Annotated in this window: 13 protein-coding genes and 1 pseudogene; 7 read left to right on the top strand and 7 right to left on the bottom strand. The window is 58.6% G+C overall.

The genetic code is table 11. The annotated features are described in order from the left end of the window. Positions 1 to 76: 76 nt before the first annotated feature. Complete coding sequence (ung, locus tag FHW92_RS11560; protein ID WP_168603384.1) at positions 77 to 763, bottom strand: uracil-DNA glycosylase; 687 nt, start codon at positions 761 to 763, stop codon at positions 77 to 79. 66 nt (positions 764 to 829) lie between these two features. On the opposite strand from ung, the gene FHW92_RS11555 reads away from it, so the two are divergent. Genes FHW92_RS11555 through FHW92_RS11545 form a run of 3 tightly spaced genes read left to right on the top strand, consistent with a single transcriptional unit; the run spans position 830 to position 2,678 of the window. Then, positions 830 to 1,453, top strand: coding sequence for a ribonuclease D (locus FHW92_RS11555; RefSeq protein ID WP_168603383.1), 624 nt, complete (start codon positions 830 to 832; stop codon positions 1,451 to 1,453). A 7-nt stretch (positions 1,454 to 1,460) separates the two neighbouring features. Beyond that, positions 1,461 to 2,108 carry an LPS export ABC transporter periplasmic protein LptC gene (lptC, locus tag FHW92_RS11550; protein ID WP_168603382.1) on the top strand — a complete coding sequence of 216 codons (648 nt, stop codon included), beginning with the start codon at positions 1,461 to 1,463 and terminating at the stop codon, positions 2,106 to 2,108. 39 nt (positions 2,109 to 2,147) lie between these two features. Beyond that, the gene (locus tag FHW92_RS11545; protein ID WP_168603381.1) at positions 2,148 to 2,678 is read left to right on the top strand and encodes an LptA/OstA family protein; all 531 of its coding nucleotides are present in this window, start codon (positions 2,148 to 2,150) and stop codon (positions 2,676 to 2,678) included. Between the two features lie 145 nt (positions 2,679 to 2,823). Here FHW92_RS11545 and FHW92_RS11540 read toward each other — a convergent pair. Further along, a pseudogene (locus FHW92_RS11540) lies at positions 2,824 to 3,478 on the bottom strand (IS701 family transposase); the annotation flags it as partial. Between the two features lie 440 nt (positions 3,479 to 3,918). Between FHW92_RS11540 and FHW92_RS11535 the strand changes: the two are divergent. The 4 genes from FHW92_RS11535 to FHW92_RS11520 all read left to right on the top strand — a co-directional run bounded on the left by FHW92_RS11535 (position 3,919) and on the right by FHW92_RS11520 (position 9,843). Continuing rightward, positions 3,919 to 5,052 carry an acyltransferase gene (locus FHW92_RS11535; protein WP_168603380.1) on the top strand — a complete coding sequence of 378 codons (1,134 nt, stop codon included), beginning with the start codon at positions 3,919 to 3,921 and terminating at the stop codon, positions 5,050 to 5,052. 629 nt (positions 5,053 to 5,681) lie between these two features. After that, entirely contained in the window at positions 5,682 to 6,233 is a 552-nt protein-coding gene (locus tag FHW92_RS11530; RefSeq protein ID WP_210428458.1) for a polysaccharide biosynthesis/export family protein, read from the top strand. Positions 6,234 to 6,352: 119 nt separating this feature from the next. Further along, positions 6,353 to 7,666, top strand: a complete 1,314-nt coding sequence (locus FHW92_RS11525; RefSeq protein WP_210428457.1) for an outer membrane beta-barrel protein — start codon at positions 6,353 to 6,355, stop codon at positions 7,664 to 7,666. 59 nt (positions 7,667 to 7,725) lie between these two features. Next, on the top strand, positions 7,726 to 9,843 hold the full coding sequence (locus tag FHW92_RS11520) for a polysaccharide biosynthesis tyrosine autokinase (protein ID WP_168603378.1): 2,118 nt from the start codon (positions 7,726 to 7,728) through the stop codon (positions 9,841 to 9,843). A gap of 146 nt (positions 9,844 to 9,989) precedes the next feature. On the opposite strand, the gene FHW92_RS26220 is transcribed toward FHW92_RS11520, so the two are convergent. The 5 genes from FHW92_RS26220 to FHW92_RS11495 form a co-directional block, all read right to left on the bottom strand. Next, the gene (locus FHW92_RS26220; RefSeq protein WP_210428456.1) at positions 9,990 to 11,855 is read right to left on the bottom strand and encodes an HAD-IIIC family phosphatase; all 1,866 of its coding nucleotides are present in this window, start codon (positions 11,853 to 11,855) and stop codon (positions 9,990 to 9,992) included. Positions 11,856 to 11,929: 74 nt separating this feature from the next. Beyond that, on the bottom strand, positions 11,930 to 12,235 hold the full coding sequence (locus FHW92_RS11510; protein ID WP_168603376.1) for a hypothetical protein: 306 nt from the start codon (positions 12,233 to 12,235) through the stop codon (positions 11,930 to 11,932). Next, positions 12,213 to 12,623 carry a hypothetical protein gene (locus FHW92_RS11505; protein WP_168603375.1) on the bottom strand — a complete coding sequence of 137 codons (411 nt, stop codon included), beginning with the start codon at positions 12,621 to 12,623 and terminating at the stop codon, positions 12,213 to 12,215. Before FHW92_RS11505 ends, FHW92_RS11510 begins: the two co-directional genes overlap by 23 nt. 85 nt (positions 12,624 to 12,708) lie before the next feature. Continuing rightward, positions 12,709 to 14,130, bottom strand: a complete 1,422-nt coding sequence (locus FHW92_RS11500) for an O-antigen ligase family protein (protein ID WP_168603374.1) — start codon at positions 14,128 to 14,130, stop codon at positions 12,709 to 12,711. A 96-nt stretch (positions 14,131 to 14,226) separates the two neighbouring features. After that, positions 14,227 to 16,641 (bottom strand): sialidase family protein, encoded by a 2,415-nt coding sequence (locus tag FHW92_RS11495; protein ID WP_210428455.1) that lies wholly within the window; start codon positions 16,639 to 16,641, stop codon positions 14,227 to 14,229. Between the last annotated feature and the right edge of the window lie 43 nt (positions 16,642 to 16,684).

Here is a 16,684-nt window from a genome sequence, read left to right as displayed (position 1 = left end):
AAGAGAAGATGGCCACATTGTGAATAATCACTCCTATGTAGGCAATGATTCCATGGCTGCAGTTGGAAACTTCTTTTTAAAGCGACCAGTCGATCGGGGATCGTCCTACAGATTCAAGAAATTCGTTGGCCTTTGAAAAATGGCGGCTGCCGAACCAGCCGTTATAGGCCGAGAGCGGGCTGGGGTGTGGAGCCTTGAGCACCAGATGTCGCCCGTCGTTCAGCCCCGGCACGCGCGCCGCCTTCTTCTGCGCATGGCTGCCCCAGAGCATGAAGACACATGGCAAAGGCCCTTTCGCCACCGCCGCCACGCAGGCATCGGTAATCGCCTCCCATCCGCGATTCTGGTGCGATCCGGCCTGCCCCTGCTCGACGGTCAGCGCATTGTTGAGCAGCAGCACGCCCTGACGCGCCCAGGAGGACAGATCGCCATGGGCGGGCGGGACAAAGCCGACGTCTGTTTTCAGCTCCTTGTAGATATTGACCAGACTGGGGGGCACGCGCACGCCCTGTTGCACGGAAAAGCTCAGGCCATGGGCCTGTCCCGGCCCGTGATAGGGGTCCTGGCCCAAAATCACCACCTTGACCTCCTCGAGAGGCGTCAGCGCCAGCGCGGCCAGCCTTTGCCCGCGCGGAGGGAAGATCACCTTGCCCGCCGCTTCCTCGCTTTTAAGAAAACCGCCCAGCCGCCGCGCCTCGGGCGTGGAGAGTACGCCATCAAGCGCCTCGCGCCAACTTGTGGGAACTGCGTCACTTGCCGTCATAATCTGCCTTCCCGCCGCTTTCAGGGCTTTTCAGGTCGCCCGCTTCGTCCTAAGCATTTTGGCACAATGGCTGTCTATCTCCACGAAGAAGATCTCCCCGAAGGCGTGCTGGCTCCCGGCCCGATTGCGGTGGACACCGAAACCATGGGCCTTATCACGGCCCGCGACCGGCTGTGCGTCGTGCAAATTGCCGACGGGCGGGGCGACGAGCATCTCGTCCGCTTCAAGCCCGGCAGCACTTACGCTGCGCCCAACCTGAAAGCCGTGCTGGCCGATCCGGAGCGGGTGAAGATCTATCACTTTGCCCGTTTCGACATTGCCGCGATCCAGCATTATCTGGGCGTGACGGCGGCGCCGGTGTTCTGCACCAAGATCGCCAGCAAATTGGTGCGCACCTATACCGACCGGCATGGCCTCAAGGATCTGGTGCGCGAATTGCTGGGCAAGGAATTGAGCAAGCAGCAGCAGTCGAGCGACTGGGGCGGGGCCGAACTGTCCGACGCCCAGCGAGAATATGCGGCCAGCGATGTGCGCTATCTGCATGCCGCCCATGCCATTCTGGTCACGCGGCTTGAGCGCGAAGGGCGCACCGCATTGGCGCAGGCATGTTTCGACTTCCTTCCCGCGCGGGCGGAACTCGATCTGGCCGGATGGCCCGATCACGACATCTTCAGCCATATGTCGGCCTGAGGCAGCCTTGACCATCGGTGCCGATCTGCTGCGCAACCGCCGCCGCGCGAAAGCCGCGCCCGGCGGAGCGCAGGATCGCATGATTCGCTTTCTTTTTTCCGCCCTGCCCATCGGCGTGGGCATGACCACCGCCGTCATGGTGGTCAGCCCGATCTTTCCCCATGGCGAGGTCTCCTTTCTGCTCGACCGCAACAAGGTGGCCGTGGCCAAGGAGCGCCTGTCGGTGACCAGCGCGACCTATCGCGGCACTGATGACAAAGGGCGGGCGTTCGAGTTGAACGCCGGGCAGGCCGTGCAGCATTCCTCGCAGGTACCCATCGTGGAAATGCGCGATCTGAACGCCAGTCTGGCGATGGAAAACGGCCCGGCGCAGATCGATGCGCCATCGGCCAGTTACGACATCAAAAAGGAAACCATGCAGGTCGAAGGCCCGGTGCGTCTGTCGAAAACCGACGGTTATCGGATGCTGGCCAACCATGTTTCCATCGATCTCAGGACCAGCCGCGCCGTTTCCACCGGCGGTGTGACCGGTGCGGTGCCGACAGGGACCTTTTCGGCCGAGCGCATGAGCGCCGATTTGGAGGGGCGCACCGTGGCGCTGGAAGGGCGGGCGCATCTGCGGATGGTGCCCAATCGAACACCATTTAAACCCTAACCACTTTTCATTGCCCCTCTCGTGAGCTAAGGGCTTAGCATGCTCCTTTCAAAAGCCTTGCTGCCGTTTGTCTGCTCGACTGTTATCCTTGGCGCGGCCTTCGCGGGCTCCAGCCAGGCGCAGGAAAACAACTCGGGGCTTAACAATCACAACAGCAATGCCCCGGTCGATTATGCAGCCGACCGCATCGAATTGCAGGACAAGGAGAACCGCGTGCTGCTGTCGGGCAATGTCGATATCAAGCAAAACGCCCTGCGGATGAAGGCGGACCGCACCGTGGTGCTTTACAAAAATGACAATGGCATCAAGATCCTGCGCCTGGACGCGATCAACAACGTGCAGGTGACCCGCGGCGACGAAAGCGCTACGGCCAATCTGGGCACGTATGATTTCAGCAAGCGTACGATCACGCTGGTGGGCAATGTGGTGCTGTATCGCAATGGTGACATTTCGCGGGGCGACCGGCTGGTGATTGATCTGGATGCGCATCATTCCGCCTTTGTCGGATCGGCGGGCCCCAATGGCGCGCCGCCGCGTGTGACCGGCACCTTCTCCGTCGCGAAGAAATAACCGCCGGCTTTCAGCGCCGTCGTTTGCTGTTTTGCACGACCGGTGTGGATGGCATCGACAGGGTGTGGTACTTCCGTCCCGATCCGAACGGGCGGCTTGCTCCCAGACGTCAGTCATGCCCGCCGGAGAAAAGCAGCCGGCAAGCGGCGATTTCCTCCGCTTTGCCTGCAACCATGGATTTGCCCAACCACGAGCCGAAGTAATGGTCGGATTTGACCCCGAGAAAATAGCCCTTAAAGGCTCGGCGCAACGGGCCTGCGGTGTCGCCACCCCCCGTATATCGCGTCGGGCTGCCACCTAGGAAAAAGGCACTTCGGCTGCCAGCGCGCGCCCTATCATGTCGACAGCCAAAGCCGGCTTGGTGGCGAAGACGATAGTTTCAGGAACATGCGTGGCTGTAAGCGTTGCCGGATCGCTGGACCAACTGTTGGGCAGATAGAGCGCGCGATCGATAAAGGCATGGCCGCGCGCGGATACATAGGCGGCGAACACTCCGATCTGGCAGCTCGTAATCTTGCCCGCCGAGTCCGTATATTGACGTGCAACACCACACGATGCGTTGCTCTACTTTAACAATCCGGCTTCATCGATAACCATAACGGCGTCGGGTGTAGCGAGGTTTTCGCCAACATAATCCCGCACGATCTCGCGCAGCCCGTCCGCGTCCCAGTGCCCCAGACCTAAATAGCCTGCTGCCGCCAAGGCCCTGGATCACCCGCTGCCTCAGGACGCATTCGGCCCGCCTTACGGCGTTCGTCACCCGGCAAACCATTCAGAAAAAGGTTCGCCGATGCTGCAACTGTAATGCTAATCCAAGCTCCTTCATGACCGAGACAATTTCGATCCATCCCCTTCCGCCTGGTCCGAGATGGCCACTCCGGATCAGACATCTCAGGATGCCCCAGAAGGCGTAGATGTCATAAGATAAGACGACTCCATCGCTTCTCGGCGCTGCTAAACACATAGGCCACCGTATTGAACTCAACACAGCTGGCCGGGGGCTTTACAGTCTTGTCCTCGGAAATAGAATCGCTACCTGATGAAAGATTCACCTACAAAAAAAAATCTATTTGGCTAAAAATTTTTGCATGACTATTCAAATAGATTTTAGGCCTCCTAACCTCAGCCCCGCCATAGGCCAGGCAACGCCAAAGCCGTTATGATGACGCTGGCGGTCAGCGCCGAGTTAGGGCATGGAGCGCCAAGACAAAGGTGCATCGGGCAATGGAGGGAAGGGATCGTGAAACAGGCCAATCCTAATGCCCATCACCATTCCTCCGTCATCATACCCATACAATTCCTTCGCGGGGTTGCCGCAAGTTTTGTCGTCATCGTCCACCTACTTGACAGGCTGGCGAAAAGGGGCGCGTTTCCCCATGATTTGCCGCCTTGGGCCAGTTGCTTTGGCGAAATCGGCGTAGCGACGTTCTTCACCATCAGCGGCTTTATCATGCTTCATACCACCCAAGGAGAATTTGGCAGCTCCGCGGCGGCCAGACGGTTTTTCCGGCGGCGGTTCGTCCGTATTATTCCCCTTTACTATTTGACCACCGCAATAAGCATTTTGTTTGCATTCATCACATTTCAATGGAGCACAAACAAATTCTACACTCCGCCCTCTCCACTAAATATTCTATACTCTATACTTTTCATTCCCTACATCAATTCTAACGGTATAGCCCAGCCCGCTTATACTCTTGGATGGACTCTCGAATATGAGATGTTTTTTTACTTAATATTCTCCATATCCATGTCACTTGAGAAAAAAATCGGCATATTACTCTCCATAATTTTGCTTTGCAGCCTCATCATTCTTGGAATTTTCATTCCCAATCCCAAGGCGAATGTGGGCACTATTGTTGCAATGTCCTATTTCACCAAACCCGTCCTGCTCTATTTCGTGGCTGGAATGCTGATTGCCCTAATGCGAAGCAAATGCCTGATTATCCAGACCAACCGGTCGGTCTGGTTGCCATGTGGTCTCGGACTGTTCATCATGAGTCTCGGAGTGCGCTTTGCCGCACCCACCGTGACGCTTGCCAGCATTGCCGCTGCCGCAGGTGCGGTTGCCGCCGCAACGCTGATCATAGCCAAAGAGAGCGGGTCCAAATCCCTTGCAATCTTCGTCACCGCCTTTGGCGATGCCTCCTACAGCCTTTACCTGACGCATAGCTTTTTGCTCGGCGGAATCGCGCTCTTAGCCGCTCCTTTGGTCATGCAAAGCATGAGTTGGCTGATCATCGCGACGATCGCGACCTGCATCGTGTGCTTTGCATGCGCTTGGATCGTCTGGCGCGTGGTGGAAACGCCGCTAATGCGGCTGTTGTCCAAAGCCCTGTCACATCTGGACTTCCCATCCCCTCCGAAGCGCTAGAGCGAAACCCATTCCGACTGTGGCGGATCGGCCTGTTGAGTAGCGCCGAGAATTGACCCCACAGATCGAGCACGTAATGCAGGAAGACGGTTGGCCAGTAACGGTGAGATCACCGAGCCCTGTCCAGTCCCTCTGGCATCCACGGTCACAACCCCGTCTTCGAGAATACCCGCCTTCAGCCATTTCCGGATCGGGCGGATAATACGCCAGTCTCACATTCGCCGCAACATCGAAAGCCGCAGCGACTTACCAACAATTTGAAAGGTCCGCCTCCCCGAATTTATTCGATGGCGCAAAGAAAGTAGGAACCTCCAATAATCTAGAGCTTATTGTCATTTCATTTAAATAAAAATTTAAAAATAATTATACCATTATACGAATTTCTTGTGTCAGCATTGTGAAATTGTCATCAGGATGATGAATGGTTATGGTAAATAAAAACTATATGATTTCATCAATTTGTAAAACCACTCGTACCTAAATAAGACTTTTTTTGCATTTTTTTGTCAACCTGCATTGCGGATTTTGACTTGCCCGATCCCGATGCTGTGAGTATGCATAGGGGGTTATGCGTATTTGAAAGGCAGTGGCTGGTGCGGAAGGCGAGTGTACTGGACGTAGCATTAGGGTTGACCCTGTTCTTCCAGACTGGGGTTGGGCTCAACGCTAAGGTGCCATTGGCCCCTACGGGCGAACGCTATGCCGAAGGGCAAAAAATCGTTGAGAGCTACAAGCTTGGGTCGGGTGACAAGGTCAAAGTGACCGTGTTCAACGAACCCCAGTTGTCGGGCGAAATTCAGGTCGGCGCCGATGGTTCGCTTGCCTTGCCCCTGATCGGCAACATGTCGGTACTGGACAAGACGCCTGCCGAGGTGGCGGAAGCCTATGAACAGAAACTGGGGCAGGAATATCTGCGCAACCCTCGCGTGTCGGTCGAGGTGACACAATATCGGCCGTTCTTCATTGTCGGCCAAGTCCGCAACCCCGGCCAATATCCCTATCTGGGTGGCCTGACTGTATGGAATGCCATCGCCACGGCGCAAGGCATGACGCCGCGAGGGCGCGAATCCTATGTTTTTATTCGCCGATATGGTGAGAGCACGGAAGAACGCTATCTGCTGACCCCCGACCTGCGTGTCCTGCCGGGCGATACGATTCGGGTTGCTGAGCGCTTCTTCTGATCGTGCAGCGATTGAAGGACCATACCCATTCCATGTGCTTGCGGCTGCCTCAGGGTGTGACCACGGACCCAGCGGCACAGGGTGCCCGCGCCCGTCGCCTGCGGTGGGCAAAGCCGACTATGATGGCTGCCGGTTCGCTGTGCGCCGCCCTCCTTCCGGGGCAGGCGATGGCGCAAAGTTCCAGTGTCATTAACAGTGCGATTGTTACGCCCAGCGCCTTCAACACGCTGGTGCCCCCTGCGATCGCCCCCGATTATTTCCGCGACCATAACATCGGGGTGCTGGAGCAGCCTCACCCCGATTATGAGGCGCCGGGTGCAGCGATCGGTTCGTTTGTCTTACATCCTCAGGCGACCTTCGGAACTTTGGCCGACAATAACGTCTATGCCACAGAAGTCGGCAAGAAAAGCGACGTGGCGGCGGTGTTGCAGATGGGCGCTTCGCTGAATTCCAGCTGGTCGCGCCACGGATTGGGTTTCCGAATCGACACCGATCAGCGTCGCTATGCGACGCAAAGCCGCCGCAATCAGAACGCGTGGGACTTTCAGCCGAGCGGCAGGGTTGACTTGGGGAGCCATGTGGTGATGTCTGTGGACGGACGCGTCGGACGCTATTACGAGTCCCCCTACGGCAACGATCTGAGCCCTGATGCACAGGTTCTTTCGAATTACTTCCGATCCAGTATCCTGAGCAAAGCCATCTATACCGGGGGCCGGCTGCGCGCGACCGGGGCCTATGACCATTCCACCTATGACTTCGCGGTGCTGCGTTTTCCGAATGGGACTGTATCGGATCAGTCCTTTCGCGATCGCGTCATTGATCGCTTCTCGGGTCAGGTGGAATATGCCCTGTCGCCCAGCGTGGCCGTCTATGTCGGCGGGGCAACGGATCGCACCAATTTTAAGACGGCGCCCAACAATGGCGTACTGCAATCCTCAACCGGCACCAATGTGCTGGCCGGGATCAGCTTTGATATTTCCGGGGTGATCCGCGGCCTTGTGGGTGCGGGCTATTCCGGACGTCAATATTCTCAGTTCAAACAGTATAATGCCGATGGCCTGTCCTTTCAGGCCCGCCTCGATTTTTTCCCTCGCGAATCAACGACGGTATCCATCGGTGGGCAGCGGCTGATCGTCGACACCAGTCTGGGCAGTCTGCCGCTGGCCGACACCCGTTTTTCGTTCGAGGTCGATCAATCGCTGCGCGAAAATCTGGTACTGATCGTCAATGCCGCTATCGCCAGACAGAGCTACTTCAGTCTGGCCGGTGCACGTAATTCCCGTCAGATTCAAAGTAACCTGCGCTATCAGGCGTCACGATGGCTGGGTTTTCAAGCAGAGGTCAGTTACCGATATTCTGAACCAACATCTTCGGACCTTGGATCAAAATATCAAGGCCTGCTTTTTGGTCTTTCTGTAACAGCACGACGTTAATTTTACCGATCGTCTATTCAATATTTACAACTCTCACCTAGGGGCAAGGGTTCAAGGTCATGAAAGTCTCCACTGCAACATATGAGGCCCGCTTGGCGGACGTCTTCGCCAAGGTGAGAGACGTGGTCCGGCGGCGTTACAAAGTCTGGGTGGTCATCACCGTGTTGGTCACGCTGGTCGGTGTCGGCATCACGATGACGCTCAAACCTTATTATCAGGGCATGGTTCGCCTCCAGATCGACCCGAAACAAAACCCTTTGACCCGCAACCAGGGCGAGGCTCAGGCCCAGTTGGCGACCGAAGCGATCGAAACCGAAGTCTCGGTGATCAGCTCGCTGGAAATGGCGCGTAAGGTTGCATCGAGATTGAACCTGATCAACGATCCGGAATTCGGCAAGAACTCCGCCAAGCCAGGCCTCACGCCGGAACAAAAGCTGGATGCCGTCGCCGGCGCTCTGGCCTCCGCCACGGATGTCTCGCGTGAAAAGCTGACCTATATTCTGGCGATCAAGGTGGCCTCTCTCGATCCCAAGAAGGCTGCGTTGCTCGCCAATGAATTTGCCGCCGCCTATATGGATACCAAGGTTGGCACCAATATCGGCACCGCCTCCAAACAGGCCGACTTTTTCGAGGCTCAGCTTGACCGGATGGGTAACGAAGCCCGCGCCGCCGATGAAAAGGTGGCCCAGTTTGCCGCTCAGGCCGGGATTGTACGCAGCAATGCACAGAACGGCGAAACCGTGACCGATCAGCAGGTCGGCCCGCTCGCCCTGCAGATGGCAAGCGCGGAATCAGTCGCCGCCGAAGCTCGCTCCAAGCAGATTTCGGCCCAGAACCAGATTGCCAATGGCCAGATCGACGCGGTTTCCGACGTGCGCAATTCGGCCACGGTGCAGGACCTGCGCCATCAGCGGACAGTTCTGCTGCAGACGCTGACCGAGATGCAAAACCGCTATGGCCCGCGCTATCCTGACTATGTCAAGGTGAACCAGCAACTTGCAGCTGTTGACGGGCAGTTGCGCGAAGAAGCTCTGCGCGTGGTGCGCTCGCTCAAGGCCGATGCCGATGCCGCAGAGGCCCGCGCTGGCAGCTTGCGCGCCACCATGCAACGCCTTGAGGACAAGCAGGCCGCCGATGCCCGCGCCTCGGTGACGCTGCAGAGCCTGCAGCGCGATGCGGACAACAAGCATTCGGCTTATGACCGTATGGCACAAACCGCCACCGATGCCCGCCAGTCGGCGCAGAACTCGATTGCGCAAGCGCGCATCATTGATGCGGCGCAGGTGCCCACTGCGCCTTATTCGCCGCGTCGCGGCCTGCTGTTCGGCCTGTCGGTTCTCGCCGGTCTAGCCATTGGCATGATTGTCATCACCATTCAGGAAATGATGGTATCGGGTATGCTCACCGCCCAGCAGGTCGAGGAAGAACTCGACCTGCCGCTGATTGCGGCGGTACCCATGTTGCGCGACAACAACATGCCCGCTGACACGCTGATCGAAAAGCCGACTTCGCAGTTTGCCGAAGCCCTGCGCAATGCGCGTGCTACGATCATGGGCGTCAAGGGCGAATTGGCGCCCAAAGTCATCGCGCTCACGTCTTCCCTGCCCAGCGAAGGCAAGACAACGACGGCACTGGCCTTGGCGCGCACGATGGCGCTAAATGGTCAGCGCACGGTGATTCTCGACGTAGACGTCCGCCGCGCGCAAATGCGCAACATCGTAGACAGCGACACGTCGGCGCCCGGCACGGTGGAACTGCTGAACGGCACTGCGACTCTCGAGCAGGTTCTACGTGACACCAGACTTGAAAATCTCAAGAGCATCTCGGTTAGCGCACCTTACTTCACCTCGGACAACCTGTTCGGCACCCAGACCATCCACGACATCATCGATGCCCTGTCCGCGCAATTCGATGTGATCATCCTCGATCTGCCGCCGCTGATGGGTCTGGCCGATGGCCGCTTCCTTGCGGCGTTGGCCGATGCGGTGGTGCTGGCCATCAAGTGGAACGCCACGCCCGCACCGGCGGTCAAATCGGCGGTAGGCTGGTTGCGCTCGGACGGGGCCAACCTTGTCGGCGCAATGTACACGATGGTGGATGCCACCTCGCAAAGCTATGGCTCGTATTATTACTATACCAACAAATACACGAGCTATTACAGCAATCAGGGATCGTAAGATCACCGCGCCCGGGTTGGCTTTCCGGGCGCAGCTGATGCCGAAATAAAGAACGGCCCCTCCATTGGTTTGGAGGGGCCGTTGTCGTTTGGCCAATACCGGGATGCAAAATCGCCGCGAAGGGCACGCGCTTCAATTACAGCGATTTAGGAATCCTGCTTGCCGCCTTCAGGAAAACCGCTGCGCGTCACATGCATGGGGGGCGCCGGGCGGACATCGGAGGTGGACCAGCGCCAGTAAGTCGCGCCATCGGCATCCTGGCCATCAGACGCGAAACCCAGACCTGCATAATGATCGCGCACAATCATGTTGCGATCGGTGGGGATGAACACACCACGCAGCCAGCCCACGCCCCGCTCGCGTGCCAGACGGCTGATCTCGTTGAGCACCGCATCCTCGACCCGGCGGCCCAACACGCGGCAACTCATCAGCCACAGGTCGATATCCATCACATCAGCTTCGCCGTCGCGCGTCGATGGGCGCAGGATAATCACGCTGATCATGCCGTTATCGCCGAAGCAATCGCTCAACCGCACCTGAAGCGTGATCAGGTCGGGATCCTGCGCCATCGCTTCGACCTCGACCGCGCCATAGCGGCGCGTGGTCAGATTGAACTGGTTGCTCTTGCTGATCAGTTGAACGATGCGCTGACGCCCGATCTCGTCAAAGGGGGCAAAGTTGAGCTGCATATTCAGCGAAGCTAGATAGGCGCCCAGATCACCGCTCTGCTCCAGAAGCTGAGCACGACGGGCATTATCGCGATAAAAGCCGGTGCGCGCGGCATCTTCCTGCGAAAAGGTGATCGCTTCGAAATAGCCCGCCGCCGCCAGAACTCTCTCGTAAAGCGCCGGATCAGCCGGCAGTTCAGGCACAGCCACCTCGGGCAATCGCTGGCGTACGATGGCGCGTTCGGCCGGATTGTCATCGACAAAGACAAAGGAGGAAAGCCCTAGCGACAGCTCATGTGCAATCGCCCGGATGTTGCTGGCCTTATCCACCCAATTAGCCTGAAACACGGCAATATGCTCTTCGCGCAGCAGCATATCGGGGTGCTCGCGGAAGACCTGCCGCGCCACCGCTTCCTCGTTCTTGGAACAGACCGCAAGCACAATGCCGCGTTCGTGCAGCATCAGCGCATAGCGCTGCAAGGCAAGGTGCGCCTCGCCGATCGGATCGCCTTGTCCAAGACGGATGCCGTCCATGCCTTCATCGCCAATTACACCGCCCCACAAGGTATTGTCGAGATCAAGGACAAGGCAGCGCTTCGCCTTGCCCCAAAGCGCGCCCAGCACGCGACACACATGATCTGCGTAAAGCGGTTGGCAAGCCGTGGCGACCGTCATTTTGGCAAAATGCCACTGCGAGGGGGAAAACCAGTTGACAGTGCCGACCGTCGCGGCCAGCGCCGCCACATCAAGCAGGATATCCTCACCGTCGGCCAGATCGAGCGCAAGCGCCTGATTGAAAGCACGCACCCGCGCCAGCAGCGTCGAGGCGCGGCGCGCATCGAAATGGCCAAACATCGTCACCATCGGCTCAGCCAAGGTCTGAACGATGACCCTGGCCTCGCCATGACGCCGCAGATTGTTCCTCAGCCCGCGCACAAAAGCCAGGGATGCCTCAACCGTACCCGCGCTATCCGTGGTCTGGGCCACCGCCAGCGGCAAATCCTGATAGTCCAGCGCCAGCAGCACCGCATCGCAGCCCGCGCGATTGATGGTCGATGCCGGATCAAACGCCTGCTGTACCAATTGGCCATAGGGGGCGGTCACGCAGATCAGATCCAGCCCGTGACGCGCCGCGCTGGCCATCAATTGCGGCGCGATCAGATCGAGCGTGCCGGTGCCCAGCAGACCCAACCGAAAGGGGCTGAGAGGCACGAGGGACCGACCGTCGGCCCGAAAATTGTTGAGAGCCTTGGCAAGTTGGTTCAGCGCATTCACACCCATTCCATACTGGGCCAGCGCCATCGCAGCTTCGCCCGGTCGCTCAGCCGAGGCAAGAGCCCGCACTAGCAGCCGAAAATCGGCCGGGCAGGGCAACAGCCAGTCAAGGCCAAGTTCAGAGCCACCGGTCAATCCAGACATCATCCCAGAACCCCAAAGATCTTAAGCGTGGCGCAAATGGCAAAGCCCATCGAAGCGCTTTTCATCAATTCGCGCGCCGTAACCGGCAAATTGGCGTTGAAAATCACCGTAAAGAGGGAAATCAGCCCCGCCGAACCGATCAGTTCCCACCAGCGGGGAAAGGCCTCGTTAAGCGCCGGCGCGGGCCATTCCAGCACCAGCGGCAAAAGACGGTTCAGGATGCAGCCAAAACCCGATGCGATCCAGTGCGACAGAAACCGTGCCGGCGTCTCGCCCAGTTCTTTATCCGACGGACCCGTCATCATCCTTCTCATCCCTAACCGCAAATTGTATATCGGATATCAGACTATCAACCAGAACTTCGAAGTAGTGATTTTCCAGCGTTTCAGCATCATGGCTGCGTGCAATCTTTCGCCGTGACGACTGGATCTGCAATTCCACCATATCGCGCCATGTGGCCAGATCGCGCGCGGCGATCACCTGTTGTCCCCAGGCGATCAGCATGACCGCCAGACAGATCAAACCAATTACGAAGGCCGCAATGTAGGAGCGTTCGTAATGCATCCTGATTTCGACGCAATAAATGGCCGTGATGACGATACAGGCCAAAATCACAAAGGACAGCAGGTCCACCAGGTGCCTGTACCAATGCAAAAGAGACTTGCCTTTTTCCACTTTGCGCGCGTCAGTCATGTATCCACCATGGAGAGAGCCGCAATTTTCGCAAGGAAGAAAAGGATCGCGATCCGCCTGCTTTCACCCAAGGTCGCATGGCCTGTCACTCTGATGAAGCGCCGGGTATCTTGCGCGCTTTCATCTGTGCCATCAGGTTCTGTCCAGCCGAGGACGAAGAGGATGAGCGCCGGCGCTTGCCCGAGCTGGAACGCGACCGGGATATGGAATAGGTGGCAAAGGACGCCGCAAATACGGCAAACAACCCCACAAAGGAGTCACGCTCGAACAGGCTGCTTTCCGTCACATTATGGCCGATGCAAAACAGCAGCATCGAACAAAGCATCGCGCCCTTGGCAGGGTCAAGGCGATCCATCGAAACCACGCGGATCAAAGGCCACATCAGCACCGCCCAGACAATAAGCAGCGCGCCCGGCCAACCCACCGTGACCAGCAGGTCAAGATAACCGTTATGCCCGACGGTCACCATGGTGGTATAGCCAGTGCCGTAAATATAGATCGGGCTGTCACCGCCAATATTCCAGAAGGAAGAAAAGCCCGCGCCCAGCAGGGCATGAGTCTGAGCATAGAGATACAGCGCCGACCAGATCTGACCACGCCCGGTAAAGGCTGTGGGCTGGAGATAGAGACGGGCCACCGAGTCAGTATACATGCTGCCATAGGCAGCAACTGCGCAGATGATCACCACAAGGACCGGAATGACAAAGCGACGATAGCGCGTAGCAATCCGATTATAGGAATAACCGAGCAGCGAGGCCAGAATCAGCATCCCGATCGAGGTTTTGGACGCACTATAATACAGAAACATGGATGCCGCCGCAATAATGCCAGCACGGACAGGCAGCATGATCGCACGCGCATCAAACAAAAACAGCAGAATGCATAAGGCGCTTGCCGCACCCGCAAAGTTCTTGTGCGTGGTTAGCCCGCGCCAGTTTCCTGCCACTGAAGTCCCGGCCTTAAGGTCATTGCCAAGGTGGATCCCGACTTCGGGCGCATACCAAACCGCCAGGAAATTGATCGCCAGAACGATCACCATCGCAATGCGCAAGGCGTTCAGGTTTCGACGATAGCCGTTGCAATGCACCAGAATGCAGGCAGACCAGACCACACAAGTGGTCAGCAACAGGCGACGGAAAGCAATGCCCGGTTCGATCGCCCAGCCAATGCTTAGCCAGCACCAGACCAACGCCAGGACAATGGGCAAAGGCACAGCGATATATTTATAGCCGCGCTGCCACGGTGCCGCCCAGACCAAAACCGCCCCCAACAGCAGCACATAGGCGAATTGCCGAAACGAACTGCCTTCCGAGGCGCCTTCCGACGTGGCCATCGCGATGAAAGGCCCCAAAGTGGCCAAAATCATCAGCACCGCGCCCAGCACCACCCCGACCAGCGCCCGGTTGTCCGCCGCGGGGCGGGTTCCGACAACCTCCGCAGCGGTCTCTGCCTCGGCTCGTTCGCCAAGCTGGCTCAACAGCACGGTGGGCAAAATCGGCTGATTCATTGTAAGAAACCCTTAGCAGTCGGGAAGTAGCCAGATCGCACACTTTCCCTCCAACAGAAACCCCTAAGCGGATATGCGTAAAAGAAACGCCCTGCCCTATTTCACCGTGAAACAGGATCGTCCTCTGGTCAGGTCGCTCTGCCTGCATGGCGCCGGTTCACCCCAGATCCAGCCGGATCCGGTATAGCCAAGATAGACCCGCCCAAACACATCCGGATCGGCGGCCACCGCCGTCACCTGATCCAGACTGCCCAACGGGAATTCGGCCAATTGCTGCCAGCTCACCGCATTGTCGAGCGAGCGCCAGACACCGTAAACCCCGAAAACACGCCCGGAAATGAAGATAGTGGGATAGGTTTTGCCCGGTGCCGCCTTGCCAAAGGCAATGTCATCCACATGATCGACATGGGCCACGACATTCCACGTTGTCCCGCCGTCGGTGCTGCGGCGTAGGCCCGTATCGCCGGCATTGAGAAAAGCCGATGTGAAGAACAGATGCCCGGCATGCCCTGGCACCGAGCGCAGCTTGGCCGCCATATTGCCGCTCGGTGCGATCTCGCCGCCATACACCCGGCGCCAGTTGGCCCCGCCATCGCGGCTCTGCCACAAGCCCATCAAGGCGAGATTGGGCGCCTCGCCGCTGTGGTAGAGATAAAAAACGCCCGGATCGGCCTTGTCCGAGGTCAGGGTTTTGCGCTGATACCACATTTGCGCGAAAGACCCGGTGTTGTCACCGACCTGCCCTTCCAGCACAACCGGTTTCCAGCTCTTGCCGCGGTCCGTGGTGTAAAAGGGCATCCGATTGAAGGCAGGCTCCCACACGATGTTGTCGATATTGCCCGAAGACACGGCAATCGTGCCGAAGGACATCCGCCATGGATCGCTGTCTTTTTGTCCTGGAGGCGTCGGCAAAGTCGTAAACTTTTTCCAATGACGCCCGCCATCCATGCTGTATCCGGCCATCACGGCATTGCCATCTTCCCAACAGCAGCCCATCCGCGCGTCAGATGCATTGGTGACTACAAAATTGGGATCGGCCGGAGACCAGTCCATCTGCGGAACCGACATCAGGCCGCGCTCATTGGGGGCAAAGGTGGTCGAAAACGCAGTGAGGTCATCCTTGACGTGCATGCCAAAGTCCCACCCGCCAAAAATCGGCGACTGCCCCGGTGGCTGCACGATGTCATTGGCCACCAGTTCCTCGATGCCGCGAGTCTGGCTGGTCCACCCGGCCACGGATGCCCCAGGCGCCAGATCGGCGTAAAACACGCCCGTGCCCGCCGCGACCCACAGGCGGTTGGGCACCACTGGATCGAAACGAATGTCACCTGTCGCAAAGTAGGCGGTATCGGAGAGATGCAGCCATGGCGGATCGCCCTGCCCCGCCGCGCCGGTGTGCGACACATGGGTCCAGTTCCTGCCGCCATCGACAGTCTGATAACCCACGCCACCCTGATCAAAGATAACCACCTGATCGGCGCGCGGGTTGGAGGCCACCACGGCCCAGGGCGCGACCGGCAGGCCCGCTTCTTTCACCAGATCGTGCCAGTGGCCGTTGGCATAGGACCAGACCGACTTGGACATGTCATCGACGCCATAAAAGGTGCCGTGATTGTCAAAGGCCCCCCGCGACAGCGCCATTGGCTGCGCCCCGACCGAAGGCAGCGTGGTAAAGCTGATCCCGCCATTGTCCGAAACATACATGCCATGGCCCGAGGACATGGCAAGGATCCGCCCCGTGGGCTTGCCCCCGGCTCCGGCTTCAAACCAGATGAGCGTTCCGGGCGCCTGAGCCCCAGGCGCCGGATTGCTGTCGACGCTGGGCGGCACCGTGGCCACCCGTTGCCAGGATTGGCCCGCATTGGCACTGCGCCACAGGCCGTCACCCGGCGTGCCCAACAGCACAAGATCAGGATTCTGCGGCGAAACCGCCAGAAAGGGCCCGTCATGGCGGTACGCACTGTTGGCATCCCAGGTCAGCGGGAAAGGGTTGCTCCCACCGGCCAGAACCCAATGCGCGGCCCGGTCATCGGTGCGATAGACCTTGCCCTTGATCGCCATATAGATGCGGTCCGGCCGCGAAGGGGCCACCACCACTTCATAGACGCCCGCCGCCAGCCCGGCTTGCACGCGATCATTCTGAGGCATGGCATCGGCACTGACCAGTTGCACCCAGCGATCAGCCTTGGGCGACCAGATATAGGCGCCATAAACGTCGGTGCGCGCCACAAAGGTCTTGCCGCCCGGATCGAAGGACAGGCCGGTGATAAAGCCGCCGCCGCCCACGGCCACATGGCTCCATTGATAGGTTTCCCCCGCGACCGGACCTCCCGCCTTGGACAGGGCAGGGGGCGGGCTGTGAACCTCATGGGTCTGGGCCATGTAGAGCCACGTTCCGGCGCCCGCCGCCGCCAGCAGCACAGCGACCAGCATGAGCATCATCGGCCACCTCCGCTTTTTAGGCGTGACAAACTGTTCATAGCGGATCTGGCGGCGAGCGGTCGTCTGCATGGAACCTCAGGCGATTGACAAACAGGGAAAGGCGGCGGGCACC

Origin of the sequence: Novosphingobium sp. SG707, from assembly GCF_012275515.1 — a bacterium.
Lineage (GTDB): Bacteria > Pseudomonadota > Alphaproteobacteria > Sphingomonadales > Sphingomonadaceae > Novosphingobium.
This window is presented reverse-complemented; position numbering and strand designations above follow the sequence as displayed.